A 19285-nucleotide genomic window follows, 5' to 3' on the forward strand; every position below is an offset into this window, starting at 1 on the left:
CGCAGAACGCACAAAATAAAAGCAACCTCATGGCTGCATCAAAAGCCATTTTTAAAATCTCACAGAGAAGTCTGGAGGATTCTCCCTCTCCCCTTCCGAAGGGGAGAGGGTCGGGGAGAGGGGTCCCTGTTTCTGTAGTCTCTCCCTCGGCCCTCCCAATAAATGTCGGCGGCGGATGCATCGTCAGACCCTGCCAAACACCCCGCTCCATAGCAGTTATTCTTTCGGTTGAATGCTGGCCTCGAGCTGCGATGGGACAGGCTTCACCGTCGCGCGGTGGCGTTGGACTTCCTGCTCCAAATCGGCCAGCGCATCCTGGTGCTCCTCTGCGATGTTAAAGCGCTCGCCCGGGTCCTGTTCAAGATCGAACAACAGCGGCGGATCATGCGGCACCGCCTTGTCAGGGCCATAACCGGATTTAGTCACAAAATGCGCTTTATAGGCCCTTTTGCGCACTGCAAACAAGCGCGCACCCCGGTAATAAAAGAAACTCTGTCGCTGGCTGGGACCGTTGCCGAACAGGATAGGCGCCATATCAACCCCATCAATCACACGGTCGGATGGCATTTGTGCGCCTGCCAACTTCAGGCTGGTGGTGAACAGGTCCATGGTGCAGGCCAGTTCGTGGCTGACGATACCGCTGGGAACCCGCCCGGGCCACCAGGCGATGCCGGGCTCGCGCATGCCCCCTTCCCAGGTCGAGCCCTTGCCATCGCGCAAGGGACCGGCCGAGCCTCCCGCCCGGCCCTGGATCAGCCATGGACCGTTGTCACTGGTGAAAAAGACGAATGTGTTTTTATCGAGCCCTTCCTGGCGCAACGCATCGAGCACCTGGCCTACGCTCCAATCCACTTCCTCGACCACATCTCCGTACAGTCCGCGGCGGCTGTGGCCTTTGAATTTTCCCGAAGCAAACAGTGGCACGTGAGGAAAGGTGTGCGCGAGGTACACGAAGAATGGGCTCGAACGATGCTCATGGATGAACTGGATGGCCTCATGGGTGTAGCGGCGGGTCAGGGTCGTCTGGTCGGCCGGTTGCTCGATGAGTTGCTCGTTGCGAAACAGGGGGGCAGCCCACCACTCGGGGTCCTGGTCCAGGCGACCGGGGGCGCCCTTGGGTGCTTTGGGGGTGGGGTTCATGTCGTTCGAGTGCGGCAGGCCAAAATAGTAATCGAAACCGTGCCGGCGCGGATTGTGAGCCGGGTTATTCATATAGTTGCCCAGGTGCCACTTGCCGATGCAGGCGGTGGCGTAGCCGCGCGTTTTGAGCGCCTGGGCGATGGTAATTTCGTCGGCGGGCAGCCCCCCGGCGGCATCCCGGCGAAGGACGCGGAAACGGTTATCGCACATGCCGCTGCGGATGGGGTAACGTCCCGTGAGCAGGGCGGCCCGGCTGGGGGTGCAGACTTCGCCGGCGGAATAGAAATCGGTGAAGCGGATGCCTTGGGCGGCCATGCGGTCCAGGTTGGGAGTATGAATGCTCGGATGCCCGTAGCAGCCGAGGTCGCCCCAGCCCATGTCGTCAGCCAGAATGATAATGATGTTCGGGCTGCTTGTCGGATTAGCCGATTCAGCGGCTGTGCCCGAGGCGCTCAGGACAATGGCGCTCAGCAGCGAGACCGCCAGCGGGACCAGGCGTGATTTCATCGTAAGCCGATAATGAATCATTGGGTTGAATTGACAACGAGAATCGCAGAAGGCCGGCGCCAGGCACGCCAGGTCTTACAATGAAAAATCCGGACATTCAACGTCCAACATCGAATGTCGAACGTGGGGTCCTCTGCGTTCAAGGTTGGAGGTTCGGCGTTCAATGTTCGATGTTCCGGGTCGCTTTTGAGCTTCATCCTTCATCCCTCATCCTTCATCCTGCCCTTATGAAGCTTTCCTTCATTTTGCTGGCGAGTTTTGCGGCGGCTGTATCGGGCGCCCAAACCGGCCCAAGCCCTGTTCTCCCGACAAACGCCGCGCCCCCCCAATGGGCATCGCCAAGCCAGCCACAAGTCACCGCTGCCGCGGTGAACGTTCGTTCCAAAGACCTTGAACTAACCCAAACCCCAAATGCCTTGGGCGCCTTTGTTATCAGGGTAGCAGGAAAAGCGATGGCCATCGGCCAGAACCATCCCATGCTCGGTTATGTCCTGGATGGCCAACTGCGCTGGCTGGATTTGAGCAGCGCCGCAGACAGGACGTTCGCCGTCCACAAGCAGGCCAACGGCATCCGCGCCACGTTCGAATGCCTGGATGCCGATGGCGCGCGCTGGCAAATCGAGCAGCAACTCACTCCCGGGTCGATCCCGGGAGCCATTCATTTTAACGTGGAGGTCGGCGTTGACCACGACCGCGCGGTGGCGTTTCTGCCGATGCTGATGCTTTTCCCCGGGGCCGGTAGTTTCGGAACCACGAAAGGGCAGGCGCTGTTTGCAGGATTGGAGTATTTGGAAAATGAGCCCAGCAGCTCGGAAGCCGACGTAATCGGTCCGGCGTCGAAACGGCAGGTGCCGGACGATTTGAAAATCACCTTCCCTCTCATGGCTATTCAGAACGACGGCTGTTACCTGGCTTTGGTGTGGCAAATGCGGCCTTATCTGGCGGCGCTCTTTGATTCGCCCGACCGGTTCCTTGGCTCCGGCGGCCATGTTATGGGCCTGCTCTTTCCGGGGTCGGACGGAAAGAACCGGCAGGAGGGCAGTCTCCTGCCGCGCATGAGCCAGTTGCTTCACGCGCGCCAGCCTGTTTCGTTGCGCGCCACCCTGCTGGGCGGCAAAGGCGACAGCGTTGTTCCTGCCCTCAAGCAGTACGTCTCGCTGCGCGGTCTGCCGCCGTTGCCGGCGCCAAGCTTCGATTTGGCGCATTATGCCCCGGCCGCCGCCGGCGGCTGGCTCAATTCAAAAATCCGCGAAGGCGCTCTGTTTCATCATGCGGTGGCTGGCGGTCATTTCCCACTTGGCCATGCAGCCGACGCCGGCATGTGGATGGACTGGCTTGCCGCCCATACAGAGCAGGCCGAATTGGCCCAGCGCTTGAGGGAAGCTGCCAAGCAAGTCATCGCGGAAGTGCCCCCGGCGGACCTGAATGCAGCGGGCATCGGCCACGTGCGCTATCCCGCGCCGTCGCTGGTCTATGGCGATGTGGCCGAGAACGCCGCGCGCGCCGAGCAGGCCGGGCGCGCCGTGCTGTCGGTATTCGAGCCGGATGGTTCGGTCATCTATCATCCGCGCCCCGGCGGACCGGATTTCAGCAAAACCCATTTCAGCCATGAAGCCACCGGGTTGACTGCGCGCTCGGTGGTTGATTTGCTGGAAGCGGCGGCCTTTTCAGGCGACTCTGCGCTCATTGACGCCGGCCTCAAACGGCTCCGGGCGATGGACAAATTCCGCAACGGCGTTCCACGTGGCGCCCAGACCTGGGAATGCCCCCTGCACACCCCTGATATTCTCGCCTCGGCGCTGATGGTGCGCGCTTACACGCTGGGTTTCCAATTGAGCGGCGACCGCGCTTTCCTTGAACAGGCCCAGTACTGGGCCTGGACCGGTCTGCCGTTCGTGTATCTGGTCAGTCCAACAGCGCACCCGGTTGGGCTGTACGCCACTATCGCCGTCTTTGGCGCCACGCATTGGCAGGCGCCTGTTTGGCTCGGGCTGCCGGTTCAATGGTGCGGCCTGGTTTATGCCGATGCCCTCTACCGGCTCGAACGCGTCGAGCCCGGTGGTCCATGGAAAAAAGTGGCCGATGGCATCACCATCTCCGGGATTCAACAAACCTGGCCGCCAAGCGACACAGACCTGCAGGGCCTGCTGCCCGACTCCTTTGTGCTGCGGACTCAACACCGCAACGGGCCGGCTATAAACCCTGCCACGGTCGAGGCCTGCGCCGTGCGTTACTTTGGCCAAACGCCGGTTTATGATTTCTGGTCCTTTCAAAAAAACGGGGTGCGGGTCCACGCGCCTGGTGAAATCAAGAATCCCACCGAGCAGCCAGGCCGCGTGCGGTTTGAGGTCGATACGTGGCTGGACAAACCCTATTATGTGCTGGTGAATGGCCTGACTAAAAAGCCGCAGATTAAAATCAATGGCAAACTCACGGAGTGCGCCCCGCCGCATCAACTGCTCGAAAAAGAGGGCCGCCTCATCCTGCGCATGGAAGGCAAGCCCCAGGTCGAGTTGGGATTTTGATCGGCGAGGCAATGACAATGCGGGTTCCACACTTTTGTCGGAGACGACGTAAGGAGTCTCTGAAGAAAACTGTCCGCCGTCTGGCTTATGATCAGAGACTCCTTACGTCGTCTCCTACATTCATGAAAGAAATACATTTTTTCCTCATTGCTCTTTCGCTCGTTTTTGGCGTCTGCTTCGGAGCATCCGCCGGTGCGACGCCAACTCACATCACGCAAACCAATCGCCCTGTCGTTTTCAAGGAATGGCCTTTAGCCGGGTTTCCCTCTGGGAAATTGGCTGAACTCAAGGTCAGTGCCGATAACCAGCATCTGGCCTTTGCGTTCGAAGAGGACACAAAATGGATTGTTTCGCGTGATGGCGTCGAGGGCGAACCCTACGATAAAATCAGCGACGTGCTCTTCAGCACCGATAGCCAGCACCTGGTTTATGTGGGCAGGCGCGGCAAGCGGTCTGTGGCGGTGTTGGACGGGAAGCCGCAGAAATTCTATGAAGGCATTGGACCGGGGTGCGTGGCCTTTAGCCCCGATAGCCGCCACCTGGCTTATATGGCCAGGCAACAGGGCAAATGGCTTGCGGTCCTCGATGGCCAGGAAGGCAAAGGCTACGAGCGGATTGGCCGAACCGTCCCGTTGTTCAGCCCGGACAGCCGGCGCCTCGCTTACCCGGCTCTGGACAAAACGAATTGTTTCATGGTTATCGACGGGAAGGAAGACATGCCCTGCGATGGCACCGGTCCATTCCGCTTTAGCCCGGATGGCCGGCATTATGGCTACGTCGTGCCCCGAGCCGACTCCTACGCCGTCGTGCTCGATGGAAAAGCGACTGACTTCGCCGCTGTCCTCAACGGAGGAGTCATTTTCAGCGCGGACAGCCAGCACTCGATGTTCGCCGCCTGCAAACTGACCCGGAAAATGCGTGTGTATGTGGATGGCAAGCCGGGCGAGGAGTTTGAATTATTCACGAGCGGGTGCCTGGCCTTCAGCCCGAATGGTCGGCGGATGGCTTGGGGCGGTTATCGCGGTGGCTGGCGCATGGTTGTGGATGGACATGAGAGCCCGGCCTACGACGCCCTTATGGCCGACAGCCTTTTGTTCAGTCCAAACAGCGAGCATGTCGCCTATGCAGTTCTGCGAAGCAATCAGTGGTTTGTGGTCGAGGACGGCAAAGAGAGCGCCCGCTATGATGGCATCGGCGCGCACACCCTGGTTTTCAGCCCGGACAGCAAACACTTCGCCTTCTCAGCGGGTCTTCGAGGGAAATCGGTAGCTGTAGTCGATGACAAGGAAAGCGAGCCGTACAACGGATTTGGCGCGCACGGGATTGTATTCAGCCCGGATAGCCGGCACTGGGCCTATGCCGTCCAACGAGGGACGGCCTGGTGTGTCATCCTGGACGGCAAGAGCAGCAAAGAGTACGTCGGCATCGCTCTGAGACCGTTCTGTTTCAGCGACGATGGCGCGCATTTTGGGTTTTTGGCCGGACGTGAGGATGGCTCGGTTTTGGTTGTTGATGGTCAGGAAAGCAATCCCTACGGGCAGGTCCTCGTTCCGCCTGCTGACTCGGGGAGCGTGAAGAGCTTTAGCATGCTAGCCGTAAACAAGGATAAAACCGGGAGTAAACAGTTCGTGAGGGTTACGGCGGGGGTGCAAGGGACCGCTGCCAGGTCGAACATCGAACATTGAACGTCGAACAACGCACATCGAAGGCCGGGCGTCGAACGTTCAAGGTTGAAGCTCGGGCCCAGGCTGGCGCCAATAGGCCCGCCCTCTACATCGCGCTGGGGCTTTTGGTTGTTTTGGCCTTGGTCGTTTTTGTTCGAATTCGCCTGCTGCACACGCCGCTGGAACGCGATGAAGGCGAATACGCCTACGCAGGCCAGCTTTTGCTCGAAGGAATTCCCCCTTACCAGGACCTCTACAGCATGAAATGGCCTGGCACGTTCGCAGCCTATGCCGGCATCATGGGTTTGTTTGGCCAGAGCATCGCCGCCATTCACCTGGGGTTGCTGCTAACGAATCTGGCCACTGCAGCGCTCCTTTTCTTTCTCGCGCGGCGCATCGCAGGAACCGTCGCAGGCCTCGTCGCTTCCGTCGCTTTCGCGCTCCTGGCGATTATTCCGGCCAGTTTCGGCCTGGCTGCTCACGCAACCCATTTTGTTCTGCTGCCTGCGCTGGGCGGCGTCCTTCTGCTCGAACACCGGGAGGAACCTCGAGCTCGATGGCGCTTTGTTCTGGCCGGAATCCTGTTTGGTTTGGCGGCTCTGATGAAGCAAGCCGGCGCGGCATTTGGCCTCTTCGGTGTCGTTTGGGTTGGATACGAGGAACTCTCGCAACCGGGCAGGAACTCGAGCCGGTTTGCGCAACGCCTGGGTTGCCTGGTGGCAGGCGGTTTGTTGCCTTTGGTCCTCACGGCCTGGTGGTTGGCAGGGGCGGGAGTTTTCCACCGGTTTTGGGAATGGACCTTCGTGTATAGCAGGGCCTACGTAAACATTCTTACACCCATGGCAGGCCTGCATCGGCTGTTCTCGAACGGCATGAACCTGGTCCGCGCCGCACCCGCCTTATGGGCCCTTGCCGCAGTGGGTTTGACGCTGCTTTGGTTCGACCGGTCATTGCGCCCGTGGCGATTCTTCATCCTTAGCTTTTTGTTTTTTTCTTTCGTTGCAGTTTGTCCGGGCTGGTACTTCCGAGGCCATTATTTCATCGTGCTATTTCCCGCGGTGGCATTGCTTATAGCCGTGAGCGTGCGCGCTGGACCGGATTTGATGGGAACACAACGGCGGCTGCTGGGCGCGCTGCCGGTGCTTGTGTTTGGTTTGGCGGCGCTGGGGCTCTTTTATCGTTCCCGCGCGATTTTTTTCCGCCTGACACCAACCCAAATTTCGCGGGATATTTATGCGTTGAACCCGTTTCCCGAGGCAATCGAGATCGGGCGCTACCTGAAGTCGCATTGCCCGCCCGACGCGCGCGTGGCGGTAGTCGGTTCGGAGCCCGAGATTTATTTCTACAGCCATCGCCGTTCGGCCACGGGTTATGTCTATACTTACCCGCTGATGGAACCGCAGCCGTATGCGAGGGCAATGCAGCAGGAGATGATTCACGAACTGCAACAGGCCAAACCGGATTATTTTGTATTCGTTTCCCAGCCTTCTTCCTGGCTGCCCCAACCGGGCTCCGACGTGTCGGTCATGGAGTGGTTTATTAATTATCGCCAGGAGCACCTCGATTCGGTGGGCCTGGTCGATATCCTGCCGGATGGGACGACCCAATTTTCCTGGTCGGGGACGAATAACCCGCGCTCGGATCAATGGTTGCAAATCTACAAGAGCAGACCAGCGCCCCAACCGCTGCAGGAGGCCCGGTGAAGCGCGAGCAGACACTCCCTTCTGCCAGAAAGGGCTCCGCTCCTCGCGCGGCCCCAGCAAAAGCGGGGTCTTGGCAAAGGCCAAGCCGGAGCTGGTTGCCGATGGTCTATATCGCCTTGTTTGTGGGCGCGTTCCTGCTGCTTTTCTGCAATCTCGACGGGCGGCTCTTTTGGGGTGATGAAGCCGAGACGGCCACGCTGGCCAGGAATGTCTTGCGCTTCGGCATTCCCAGAACATTCGACGGCGCCAACCGCCTGAGCCTTTATGGGGCCGGGTTTGATGCCAACGCGCATGATGTTTGGACCTGGTCACCCTGGTTGCAGCAGTACATCGCTGCGGCTGGATTTTACATGTTCGGTCCAACCACCTGGGCCGGGCGCGTGCTGTTTGCGCTGGTTGCCTGGGGCTCGCTCGGGCTGCTGGCGCTGGTCGCCTGGCGAATTTATCGCGATCATCGGGTCGCGATTGCCGCATCTCTTCTGGTCGCCACTTCGGAAGTGTTCCTCCTCCATGCTCGCCAGTGCCGCTATTACTCGGTCTCGGTCCTTGGGGAGATACTCTTCATTTACGGGATTTACCAACTGCTCGCCGGCAAGAGAGCCGGGACGTGGACATTGTCGCTGGCGTTGGTTCTGCAATTTTACAGTAATTATATCGTAGCGGCGGCGAACCTGCCGCTGCTGGCGCCCTTGGCCTGGACGCTTTGCAAGAAGCAAAAGCCGATGGCGTTCCGAGTCGTTTTGAGCGTCGTCCTGCTTTGCGTCTGCGCCATTCCATGGGTGCTTTACGCGCACTCCTGGCGGCAGTCGGGGGCTTTGACCCACCAAAACCTAGCATGGAAGGCCTGGTACTACCTGAGTGAGTTCAATTTCCATTTGATGCCCTGGAGTTTTCTGCTGTTGCCCGCAGCCGGTGTGTTGGTTCGGAGGCGGTTGGCCCGAACTAACAAGGCGACTGTGGGGCGGGAATTGGAAGCAGCCACAAAGACCGGCGCGTGCCCGGTGAACAAACCGGGCACTTCAGCCGAGAGCCCCGAAACCATACGCCCGTTTGAAATTCATCTGAGTTTATTGTTGCCTCTCTACATTCTCGTTATATTGGCGCCGCCCGGGACGTTCATCCGCTACCTGCTGCCTCTGTTGCCGGTGGCCTGTCTGCTGGGCGCTGCTTGGGTGTTTCGCTATGTGCGCCGGATGTCCCTGGCCATGGGCCTCGTGGGTGTTCAGTGCGCCTGTAATCTCTTTGCCATAGCCCCGTTTTATCCGTTGAAAGGCGAGCACACGTTCCGCTGGCCATTTATCGAGTATGTCACGCATTTCACTCGCCCTTACACCGACCGCTGCGCCGACGTGGTGGGATTCCTGAATCAAGCGGCCAAGCCGGGCCAAACGGTGGCTGTGTCCGACCCTGAATTTCCCTTGAAGTTCTACACGCCGTTGCGGGTCCTGGACGCCCGTTTTGAAACGATTACCCAACCGCTGCCCGAATGGATTCTCTCCGAGAGCGCCTCGGGCGTGGTGAACCAGCACCCGCTCGAACTGCCCCAGGTCCTGGCGCCGTTCTACGAACCTATCACCATCCAGGTCCACGCCTCCCCGCGCCGCGCCAGCATCCCTGAACCCGACACCTGGCAGTATGAGACCACCACGAACAAGGCGCCTTTCATTATCTACCGTAAGAAATGAAAGCCGGGTGGAACGGGTCTTTTAGCCCATGAAGCATGCTCAAAGAGAACAAGAAGAACTGGAAAGCATTTCTGTTTGGCGGCGCGGCCCTGCTCGTTTTGGTTGTCGTTTCGGTTGTGTTCGGGTTATCGCTTTAGACTGTGATGCGACGTTTAATCGGCATAGGCCCCAAGTACCCCATCCTGGCGGCAGGCGTGCTGACCCTGACTGGCGCGACGGTGTTGTGGGCGGGAACGACGGTCGAGTGGAAGGGCGGTGGGGGCGATTGGCAAGACACGGCGATGTGGGGCGGCACGCTGCCGTCGCGAACGGCTGAAGCCCGGATCAACGGAACGCACGAGAAGCCGAGCCCGGTGAAGTTGGCGGGCGCGGACGTGCTGGTCAACCACCTGAGCGTGGGGGACGGCGGGAACAGCCTGGCCTCGCTGGTCCTGGATGGGCCGTCGCTGACGGTCAGCGGGGCCATCGACCTGGGCAAGTACAACGGTTCGGACGGGAGATTTGTCTTAAAATCGGGCCATTTGTTCCTCGGCACTATCTTCGTTTCGGGCGGGGGCGGCCCTGGCATGCGAGGCCGGGGCAATGTTGAAATTGAGGGTGGCAGTCTCGTCACCAAAGACATTGAGTTGGGTGTTTCTGCCGGTTGCAGTTCCACCGTGCGCGTTGTCGGAACCAAGGCGTCCGGCATTGTCGCGGAGGACGGGTTGCACATCGGCGTTTACAACTATCTGCACCTGGGCGGGGTGATCGAGACGAAGGGGTTGGTAATCCGCGAACCGTACATCACCATCGCCGGCCAGACTGCCCCGGGTGACGGCATTTGCATCAAGAAGACCCAGAGCGGCGGGGACGCTTTGCGGCTCTCGGGAACGCATGACGTGATCCTCCGTTTTTTGCGCGTTCGCGCCGGAAATAATACCGGCCAGTTCCGGTGCGACACCTTCCGCGTCTATGACAGTGACAATTTCATCGTCGATCATTGCTCGTGCAGTTGGGGCAACCCCGAAACGCTGTCCGCTTCGGGCTCGGTTGACCGGTACACGGTGCAGTGGTGCATCAATTCGGAAGGCAACAATCAGCAGCGGCATCCCTTCGCCAGCATTGTGGGGGGAGACCGCAGCACGTGGCATCACAATCTCTTCGCCCACATGCTGAGCCGCGTCCCGCGCTGGGGCGACATCACGGTGCAGTGCGATTTCCGCAACAACGTCATCTATGACTGGGGCCATACCTGCGGCTACGGCGACCTGCGCACGTTGAACTACATCGACAACTACCTGCGCCCAGGCGCCTCCACGACGCAACGCCCGCCCTATTTCATCGTCGACCCGAAAGTGGCCTTGCCGGCGTCGATATATATCAGCGGCAACGTCATGGCGGGGAAGCCCGCTGTCTGCGCTGACAATTGGAAAGGGGTGAAAGGCGACCCGTCTTTGCAGGCCCAGGCCCCGTTTCCGGCCCCGCCCGTGCAGACGCAATCCGCCCAGGGGGCTTTTGAACTGGTTCTCGATAAAGCCGGCGCAACCTTGCCCAAACGCGACGCGGTGGATGCGCGGATCGTGTCGGACGTTCGTAACGGGACTGGGCGGATCATTCGTAATGAGAACGAGGTCGGTGGCTTGCCGGCGTATGCCTCTCGTGAACCCCCGGCGGACGCCGCGAACGACGGCATTCCCGACGAATGGAAGAAAGCCCACGGGCTGCCGCTAAACGATTCGAATGTTGCGAATGCCATCAACGCGGATGGATATACAGAGTTGGAAGTGTACTTGAATTGGCTGGTGAAACGGTGAATAAAGTGGTAGTGGCTGGAGCGCCTGATTGTCTATGAACGTAAACGAGATTAACGCCTATCTGCAGCGCGCGCAGGAAATTATCGGAGAGAGGTCCCAGCCCGAGATCGACTACGATAATTCCGTGGTAGCGCATTTGAGCAAGGGGATGGACATCCAGCGAGCCATCCGAGCCGCTAACCGTGAGCACCCGGAAGAGGCCTTGCAACCGTTGCCCGAGCACTGGCCCGATTTGGCTTCGCGTTACATCTACATTATGGAACACAAGGCAATCCTTCAGAGACTGGGGATGAAAGAATGATGAGCCAATGCGTTGCGCAGACTTCCAGCCTGCCGTATCGCGGATTTCCAATTAGCGGACGTAAGAGCTTTCCACCTTGCGGTTGAACTCTCCTCCTTTGGAGCGAACGCCAATACAGTGTCCTGTCCGACGTCTTTGGCTCGCCGCACCTCACCACTGCCGCTGGGCGGAACGGGTCTGATCTTACAAAAGCGTGACAACTCCAGTGACAAGTCTAAACACAATGCTGACATGATTACTTCACACAGGACCGTGGCGGGCGCTCCCCCCAGGAACCGGCCGCATGGTTACGGCTAAAAACCACGTTCTCACTCCAAAGCAGACCCCGGTATGTTCTCCCATTTGCGGTGTTGGGCGCCTTTATACATGGCTTCCATCACGACGACCCGGGCGGCAGCCTCAGAGGGGGAGACCAGGGGCTGGTCTTTTGCTCCGGCAACGGCATCGAGGAATTGGTGCAACGGCGCCCGGGGTGCGTGCGGCAAATTTGTGTAGGCGTCCTTGCTGTCAATTTCTGGCCGGTGCTTGCTGCGGTAATAGAGATGATTGTCATAGACCAACGCGTGGCCTTCGGTCCCGCTGATGATCAACTGAACGGGGTCTTCGACATCGACCCAGCCGGCCGCCAGTGTCCCAATGATGCCGTTCCTGAATTGGATTAGGCCTTCGCCGGATTCGTCACAATTACCGTAGCGGCCAGTGACGGACCGCATGTCGGCCGTTACCGCCTCGATGTCGCCGAGCAACCACATGAGGATGTCCAGTTTATGCGTCCCGAGATCGCCATAGGCCCCCACGCCGGCAATCTTGGGGTCAGCCATCCAGCGATAATCGGTGTCAAACCAGCCTTCGAGAGCGCCGCTATGGCAATTGGAACCGCGCGCACGGGTAATCTTGCCCAGATTGCCCTGGGCGATTTCCTGTTTCAGGAACAGATGCTTCGGATCGGTCCGGCTGAAATAGCCGGTCGTAAATAACAGGTGCGCCTTTTCAATCGCCTCGGCCATGGCCAGGCTTTCTTTGCCTGTAATGCCAAGGGGCTTCTCGACAAACATGTGTTTGCCGGCCTTGGCCGCCGCCAGCACCAGGTCGTGGTGCCGGTTGGTTTCCGAGCAAACCACAATCGCCGTAATTTCGGGGTCGGCCCAGATTTGTTTCACGTCAGGCACGGCATTGGCGCCCAGCTCGGTCGCCTTCTTCTCCGCGCGCGCGGGATCATGGTCCCAGACGGACTTGACCTGCACGTCTTTTCGAGTCTTCACCAAATTGACATAGCCGGGTGTATGGATATGGGCGACGCCAACGAAAGCGATGGTGGTTTGTTTGTCGCCCTGGCCCCAGGCTGAGGGGAGCGCTGCGGCGGCCAGGGCGGCGGCGCTCGATGTGCGAAGAAATTGGCGGCGGGTGAGGTCTGTGTTCATGTTGAAGTCTTAATTGTTGTGTTGATATGCCAAAGTAAATGCGCAGGGCAGGGGACCCGGCCTACAATTCATGCAGACCGTCTTCCCTCACGGGGCGAGCTTTGGACATCATGTTTTACTCAGCGCCGAAACTACCACGTGCAAACTGTGCCTGCCAAGAGTTGAGTTCCAGCCCCGTACCGGCTAAAAGATGAGCCGTGAAGACACTCTCGTTTGTTTTGCTTCTGTTGCTGGCCGCCTGCGCCCGGCCGAAATCATCGAGTCCGTCCGCCCCGCGGGCAGACCAGCCCACAACATCAAGCGATGCTCAGGATGCTGCCTTTGCGCAGCTCGCCGATGAGTATATTGCAGGTTACCTGGCATGGCGGCCTTTGGTTGGAACCACACTCGGGCTGCACCAGTATGACGGCAAGATAACCGATTTCAGCCAGGCCTCCCTCAAGACCGAGTTGGGGCGCTTAAAGTCTTACGAGCGGCGGCTGGCAGAGGTGAAAACCGCCCAGTTGAGCTTCACCCCTTACTACGACTATCGCATTCTGCTCGGGGCGATTGAGCGTGAAATATTCGGGTTCGAGCAGATGCAGGTCTATTCGCGTAATCCGATGACCTACGCCGATGCACTGGACGTGAGCATCTACGTCAAACGCAACTTCGCTCCGCTCGACGACCGGGTGCGTTCGATTATCGCCATCCTCGATCGGGCGCCGAATATTTTTGCCGCGGCGCGCAGGAATCTTGCCGAGGTGCTGCCTCGGCCAGAGGTGGAAACGGCCATTGAAGAGGCCAACGGCACAGCGGATTTCCTGGGCAAAGACCTGGTTGAGACGCTTCACGAGGTAAAAGACCAAAAGCTGATGGCCGATTTCCAAGCGGCCAACAGCCGCGCGATTCAAGAACTGCGGGCGTACGTGGCGTACCTCAAGGAGAAAAAACTGCCCCAGGCGGATAATTCGTTCGCCCTGGGCCGTGAGAAGTATGTGAAGATGCTTCAATCCGGGGAGATGCTGGATTTGGCGCCGGAGAAGGTGCTCGAGTTGGGCATGGCCGAACTGCGGCGCAACCAGCGGGTGTTCGCGGAGGCAGCGCGCGAGATCGACCCCAACCAAAAACCGAGTGCGATGTATCAAGCAATTCAAAAGGAGCATCCCGCAGCGGATGCGTTGATTCCAGACACGGCCAAGGGCCTGGAACAAATCCGCCAGTTTGTGGTGGATCGGCGGATCATCAACATCCCTTCGCCCGTGCGGGCGCAGGTGATGGAGACGCCGCAATTCCTGCGCGCCACCAGTTTTGCCTCGATGGATACGCCCGGGCCGTTTGAGGCCAAAGCGGCCGAGGCCTATTATTACGTCACCCCGGTGGAACCGGATTGGACGCCCAAGCAGAAGGAAGAATGGCTGAGCGCGTTCAATTACTACGACATCGCCGTGACTTCAATCCATGAGGCTTACCCGGGCCATTACGTGCAGTTTCTGTGCCTGAACGCCTCGCCGGCAACGAGGCTGGAGAAGATTCTCACCAGCTACGCCTTCACCGAAGGGTGGGCGCATTACTGCGAACAGATGATGCTCGATGAGGGGTTCGGCGCCAGCCCCTCGAAATCTCCGACTCGCGAGGAGCAGGTCACCGCCGCCAAGTACCGCGTGGCGCAGGCTGATGAAGCGCTGTTGCGCGTGTGCCGTTTGTGCGTTTCCATCAAGATGCATTGCCAGGGCATGAGCGTGGATGAAGCGACACGATTCTTCGAGGACAACTGCTATTACGAGGAGAAACCGGCCCGAGACGAGGCCATTCGCGGCACGTTTGACCCCGAGTATCTCTACTACACGGTGGGCAAGCTGGAAATCCTCAAATTACGGGCGGATTACCAGCGTCAGGAGGGTGCGAGATTTTCGCTCAGGCGGTTCCATAACGAAATGCTTCGGCACGGCGCCCCGCCCCTGCGCCTGCTGCGCGAGGCTATGTTGAAAGACAAAAGCACGTGGGACCAGGTGCTCTAAACCAGGAGACCACGGATTCCACGGAATGGATTTTTGAATTTTGATTTTAGATTTTCGATTGTGGGAGCACCAGGCTACTGCAACTTGTTGGGCATCCCGGTTAGCATCGTATAAAGCTGCGAGAGGATAGCCCCGGTGTGCTGGGTGCGCACGTCCTTGCCAAACAGGACTGCCGCTGCGCCTTCAAAATCCTGCATCATCATGCAATAGCTGCTGTTTGCCATGACTCCAAGAAACTCACCGGTCCGGCTGAACACCAAATCGCCGCGGGAAGGGTTGAATTGACCAAACAGGCCCTTGAGCATGCCGCGATTGAGGCGCACGTAACCCGGGGTGGTGGTATCGATCTCGAATTTGCACTCGCCGTAATATCCATCACGCGCGCCAACCAGCACCGCATCCTGGAATTTATAGGGATCGGAAACGACGTGATAAATCCTGCAACCAAGCTGGCGCGCCTGCTCGGCGGTAAGCGGAATCAGCAACACGCGCGGGTCGCGCAGGCAAAAGATGACCGATCGGATGGGCACCGCTGCTTTGCCACGGCTTAGGTCGCCGGTGAGCGCCTCCCAATCCGTACCCGGATTCCAGAGCGTCAGCGGAGTGTCCTGCACATGGCACAAAGCATAAATATTCACGCCATCGGTTATCAGCACCGTGGCTGTCCCGCGGTTCTTCGTTGCTTCGCCAAAAAGCCCGGCCCGGCTCGCGTCGAACTCGGCTTGAACGCGATTGGTGAGAAAGTCGCTGAAGATGGTATTGGGGGCCAGTGGCCGGCTTTCGCGGACCTGTTGGGCCAGTTCATCCGACTTGGTTGCCAGGGCCTTGACGCCCTCGGCGAGCCTGGCCTTTTCCTCACGCTCGACCTTGACCTCCTCACGCATGGAGACCACCTGCTGGGCCGCAACGTTCTTCTCAACCTCGGCGACCTGGAGCTGGCCGGCCAACTGCTGCTTCTGCGCAAGGACGACCTCGTTACTGTGGGCCAATTGCCCAAGCTGTTGCTGGAGCGCCGCCGCCTGCTCTGCCTGTTTCTGCATCTCCGCCTGCATCGCGGCGAGTTTCTCCTTCGACAGGATGGCATCGACTGAGGTGCTGTGGAGTTGTTGGTTGAGGTTCTCGATATTGGTTTGAGCGCTGGCGAACTGCTGCTGGAGGGCGGCCTGTTCCTGCTGAAAACGCACCGTCTCCTGCTCGCGCAACTGAAGCTGCTGCTGGAGGTCTTGCTCCTGCTTTTCGCGCTGAACCAAAAGGGCCTCCTGATGTGTGGAGTTCTCGCGGGTCTTGGCTAACTCGCTGAGTATTTGGTCCCGGTTCCTGCGCTCTTCTTCGAGCGCCAGGCGCATGACGCCGGCAAGGTCTTTGCCGCTATCGGCCGGCTTGGTCGCGATGTCCATTTTGACCTGGCGCGGGGTGCCTTCGTCAGCGGCCTTGTTAATATCGACCGTTGAGAAGGCCAGCAAGCTGACCAGGAGGAAATCGCAGATAACGATTAAGATGGAGCGGTTCATGAGGTGGTTGCCAGCCTGGCCGTTCCGGCGGACAGCACCGGTTCAGGGGATGAGGCCTCGGATTCGAGGACGAGCCTGCGGCGCACTGGCCGGAGGTGAAAGATTTTAAAGATGGATACGAAGATGATGCCGAAGGAGGTGGAGGAATAGGCCGCCATCAGGCTCGGTTTGATCACCCCCAATGAAACCAGGATGAGCGAGATGATGGTGCCCACAAACCCCAGGTACAGGCCGGCATCAAAGAGATGGTCCTCGTTCTCGAGCAGCCTCAACTTGATGCGCGACGACACCTTCTGGCGCCGGATTTCAGCCAGCTTAAAGAGGCTGGCCAAATACAATAAGGACTGCAGCACGAAAAACAGCAGCAGGGTCAATAGACTCAGGTTATTCATAAACGTTAATGACTTGTTATTGTTGATAGCACCAGCAGGAACCACGCTGCCCACCATGGGCAGATGGAGACGGAACGGAAAATCAATTCTCTGGCTTTCCTGGGACAAGAACGGCTCGGTGAGCAGAAGAACCACCAGCAAAAACCCCAGCGCGAACAAGATTTCGCGGGCAATGTGGATTCCACGCACCTGCAGCGGCTGCTCGAGCGTCGAGGCCGGTGGTCGCGCAAAATGCAGGGAGGCGGCGAGCAAAAAGCCGCTGACAAGGTATAGAAACCATTTCAGGCCCATCGCAACCTGGGGCATCCGCAAACACCAATCCAATCCCACGGCGGGCAAGCCGGAGAAAAACAGGACCTGGTCTCGTCGCAGCAGCTCGGTAACGCCGCCCGCGCCGAATCGGAGGCTGTTGCCGAGGTCATTCAGGCCGGTTTGGCTGAAGTCCATGAGGTACTTGGCCACCCGGGCCGGCTGGCCGGAGAGTTGCACGGCGGCGTAGATGATCGGCAGTTGGCGGTCGGCCTGGCGGACGAGGTTCGAAAAGAGACGCAAGGTTTCTGCATCCTGAATAGGCCGGACGAATACAACGAGTTGGCTCCAGTTGAAGCGTTGACCCAGGGACATCAAATCCAGCAGCAAGTGCTCCAAAGGCAACGAACCCTGCCCGCGATTGGCTTGCTGAGCCAGGGCCGTCACGGTGTGGTTGAGACCCGAGGTTAACTGGCCTTCTTCAAGGAGTAGGCCGCACAAGCCGATGGCTGCATCCAGGGCCTGGCCGGAAGCGGACTGGGACGGCGAGAAAATGGTTGTATTGGTCAATGTGCGGCATTGGAGGAGTTCCTGGACGACCGGACGTGAGGATGCCTTGAGCAGCTCAAGGACGGTCTGCCTGTTTTGCTGGCGAATAATCCATTCGGTGAGCGGCTCGGAGCCGGTTTTGGGCAGACGCGGGTCGCTGGTAAAGAGCACATCCAGGTGATACTCGCCCCCACCCCAGACCTGCCAATCCGGGTGCTGCGCCGTCAGCTTCGAGACTGCTTGCGAGAGCTTTTCCCTGCCCGGAACGCGTTCCTGCTGGGCGGCGCCGAGCAGCAACTCGGCAGCCCCCAATTGCTTGTCGTTTACGAGGTCCAAACCCTGGTCAATCAGGGTAGGGGTGTGGTCGCTCGCCTTGCGGAGGATGCTCCCATCGACCGCTCGCAAATGTACAGGCATCAGCAACCCACAGGCAAGCATCGCCAGACCAAGGACGGCGCAAGTTAAGGTCCATGTCCAACGGTTCATTAATTTATCCCAGCTCAATATAAGTTAGAAACAATCGATGTCAGCCTGGAAAATCCCTCGGTACGCGCCTGTGGGATTTAGCATTTTGATAATCACTGCAGGCCGCCAATTCATTCTCAAAATTCAGAATATCAGAAGCATTCGACGTTCCAAGAGGAATTCCTGTTCAAGAAAGGTGATGAGCCAATCCAAACCAAAAAAACTTCACTTGCCTTTGCAGCCCTTGGACGCATTCTTTGCAAAACGGCCATGGCCCTGATGGACAACAATCTCGGTGCTCTCGAGGACTCCGCTTTGGTGCTGCAGGCCAAGGATGGGGATTTGGATGCTTTTGAGACATTGATCAATCGCTACGAACGCCGTGTCTATTCGCTGGCCTTGCGCATGCTGCGCCAGGAGCAGGACGCCGAAGACGTGACGCAGCAGACCTTTCTCAGCGCCCTGGAGAATCTAAACGGATTTCGCGGCGAGGCGAGTTTTGTCACCTGGCTTTTGCGGATCGCCACGCACGCCGTCCTGAAGGTAATCCGCAAACGCAAAGGGCTGCAGACCGTCTCACTGGATGAAGGCTCGGAGGACACCAATGCCCCCGATCATGTGCCCCATCCGGAATACATTGCCGATTGGCGGCAATCGCCCGAAGAATTGGTCCAGAGAAACGAAGTCCGGCGTCTGCTGGATGAAGCCCTCGAAGCTCTGGATGAGAAACATCGCCTGGTCTTCCTTTTGCGCGATGTCGAGGGATTATCCATCAAAGAAACCGCCGAGGCCTTGGGGCTAACCGAGGCCAATACCAAGGTGCGTCTGCTCCGGGCACGTCTGCAGCTCCGGGAGTTGCTGACCCGAGCATTGGGCGACCCGGAGCGGCGAGTTGAGCGGGCGGCGGATCACAAGCATTAGAGGGTGAGATGTCAGGGCGTGTTTTGAAAATGGAGGGGTCCCGCTCCTCCTCGTCCTCGTCCTTCGTCCTCGATTTTCAGGTCTTTCGAGAACGAGGACGACCACGAGGACGAATGGCGGAAACTCGCTTTTTAAAACAGGCTCTCGAGGGTGTAACTTTTTGTGCTTTGATGGCTCGATACTAAGGCAAGCATGATCGTATGAGGTGTGAAGAACTGCTCGCTCTGTTAAACGAATACGTGGATGGGACGGTGGACCCTGCCATCTGCGAGGAATTTGACAAGCACATGGCTGGCTGCAATCCCTGCCAGGTCGTTGTGGATAATATTCGCAAGACCATCACTCTCTACAAAGCAGGGGAGCCCTACGAACTGCCCTCCCAATTCCGCGGGCGCCTGCATGCCTTGGTGCGTGAGAAATGGAAACAGAACCGCCCGCCGCGGGCGTCTTAGCTGGGGG

Annotated in this window: 13 protein-coding genes; 9 read left to right on the forward strand and 4 right to left on the reverse strand. The window is 58.8% G+C overall.

The window, feature by feature from the left end; all coding sequences use genetic code 11:
* Positions 1–216 precede the first annotated feature (216 nt).
* Positions 217–1647 (reverse strand): sulfatase, encoded by a 1431-nt coding sequence (locus VG146_00965; GenBank protein HEV2390910.1) that lies wholly within the window; start codon positions 1645–1647, stop codon positions 217–219.
* Positions 1648–1874: 227 nt separating this feature from the next.
* Here VG146_00965 and VG146_00970 point away from each other — a divergent pair, with 227 nt between their 5' ends.
* From VG146_00970 to VG146_00995, 6 genes are all read left to right on the forward strand, one after another.
* Positions 1875–4172, forward strand: a complete 2298-nt coding sequence (locus VG146_00970) for a hypothetical protein (GenBank protein HEV2390911.1) — start codon at positions 1875–1877, stop codon at positions 4170–4172.
* A gap of 122 nt (positions 4173–4294) precedes the next feature.
* Positions 4295–5857 carry a hypothetical protein gene (locus VG146_00975; protein ID HEV2390912.1) on the forward strand — a complete coding sequence of 521 codons (1563 nt, stop codon included), beginning with the start codon at positions 4295–4297 and terminating at the stop codon, positions 5855–5857.
* Positions 5854–7539, forward strand: a complete 1686-nt coding sequence (locus VG146_00980) for a glycosyltransferase family 39 protein (GenBank protein HEV2390913.1) — start codon at positions 5854–5856, stop codon at positions 7537–7539. Before VG146_00975 ends, VG146_00980 begins: the two co-directional genes overlap by 4 nt.
* A gap of 101 nt (positions 7540–7640) precedes the next feature.
* Positions 7641–9224 carry a hypothetical protein gene (locus VG146_00985; GenBank protein ID HEV2390914.1) on the forward strand — a complete coding sequence of 528 codons (1584 nt, stop codon included), beginning with the start codon at positions 7641–7643 and terminating at the stop codon, positions 9222–9224.
* A 140-nt stretch (positions 9225–9364) separates the two neighbouring features.
* Complete coding sequence (locus tag VG146_00990) at positions 9365–11017, forward strand: hypothetical protein (GenBank protein ID HEV2390915.1); 1653 nt, start codon at positions 9365–9367, stop codon at positions 11015–11017.
* A 34-nt stretch (positions 11018–11051) separates the two neighbouring features.
* A complete protein-coding gene (locus VG146_00995; GenBank protein HEV2390916.1) occupies positions 11052–11318 on the forward strand; it encodes a hypothetical protein in 267 nt (88 codons plus the stop codon).
* A 308-nt stretch (positions 11319–11626) separates the two neighbouring features.
* Here the strand turns inward: VG146_00995 and VG146_01000 are convergent, their stop codons facing one another.
* The gene (locus VG146_01000) at positions 11627–12739 is read right to left on the reverse strand and encodes a Gfo/Idh/MocA family oxidoreductase (GenBank protein ID HEV2390917.1); all 1113 of its coding nucleotides are present in this window, start codon (positions 12737–12739) and stop codon (positions 11627–11629) included.
* Between the two features lie 197 nt (positions 12740–12936).
* Here VG146_01000 and VG146_01005 point away from each other — a divergent pair, with 197 nt between their 5' ends.
* Entirely contained in the window at positions 12937–14739 is a 1803-nt protein-coding gene (locus VG146_01005; protein HEV2390918.1) for a DUF885 domain-containing protein, read from the forward strand.
* A gap of 74 nt (positions 14740–14813) precedes the next feature.
* Here the strand turns inward: VG146_01005 and VG146_01010 are convergent, their stop codons facing one another.
* Both VG146_01010 and VG146_01015 read right to left on the reverse strand, forming a co-directional pair.
* Positions 14814–16250: a hypothetical protein gene (locus tag VG146_01010; protein ID HEV2390919.1), complete on the reverse strand. Its 1437-nt coding sequence runs from the start codon at positions 16248–16250 to the stop codon at positions 14814–14816.
* Complete coding sequence (locus tag VG146_01015) at positions 16247–17926, reverse strand: hypothetical protein (protein HEV2390920.1); 1680 nt, start codon at positions 17924–17926, stop codon at positions 16247–16249. Before VG146_01015 ends, VG146_01010 begins: the two co-directional genes overlap by 4 nt.
* Positions 17927–18175: 249 nt before the next feature.
* Between VG146_01015 and VG146_01020 the strand changes: the two genes are divergently transcribed.
* Both VG146_01020 and VG146_01025 read left to right on the forward strand, forming a co-directional pair.
* Positions 18176–18826: a sigma-70 family RNA polymerase sigma factor gene (locus VG146_01020; GenBank protein HEV2390921.1), complete on the forward strand. Its 651-nt coding sequence runs from the start codon at positions 18176–18178 to the stop codon at positions 18824–18826.
* 200 nt (positions 18827–19026) lie between these two features.
* On the forward strand, positions 19027–19278 hold the full coding sequence (locus VG146_01025; GenBank protein ID HEV2390922.1) for an anti-sigma factor: 252 nt from the start codon (positions 19027–19029) through the stop codon (positions 19276–19278).
* The last annotated feature ends 7 nt before the right edge of the window (positions 19279–19285 follow it).

Source organism: Verrucomicrobiia bacterium (assembly GCA_035946615.1).
Lineage (GTDB): Bacteria > Verrucomicrobiota > Verrucomicrobiia > Limisphaerales > UBA8199 > DASYZB01.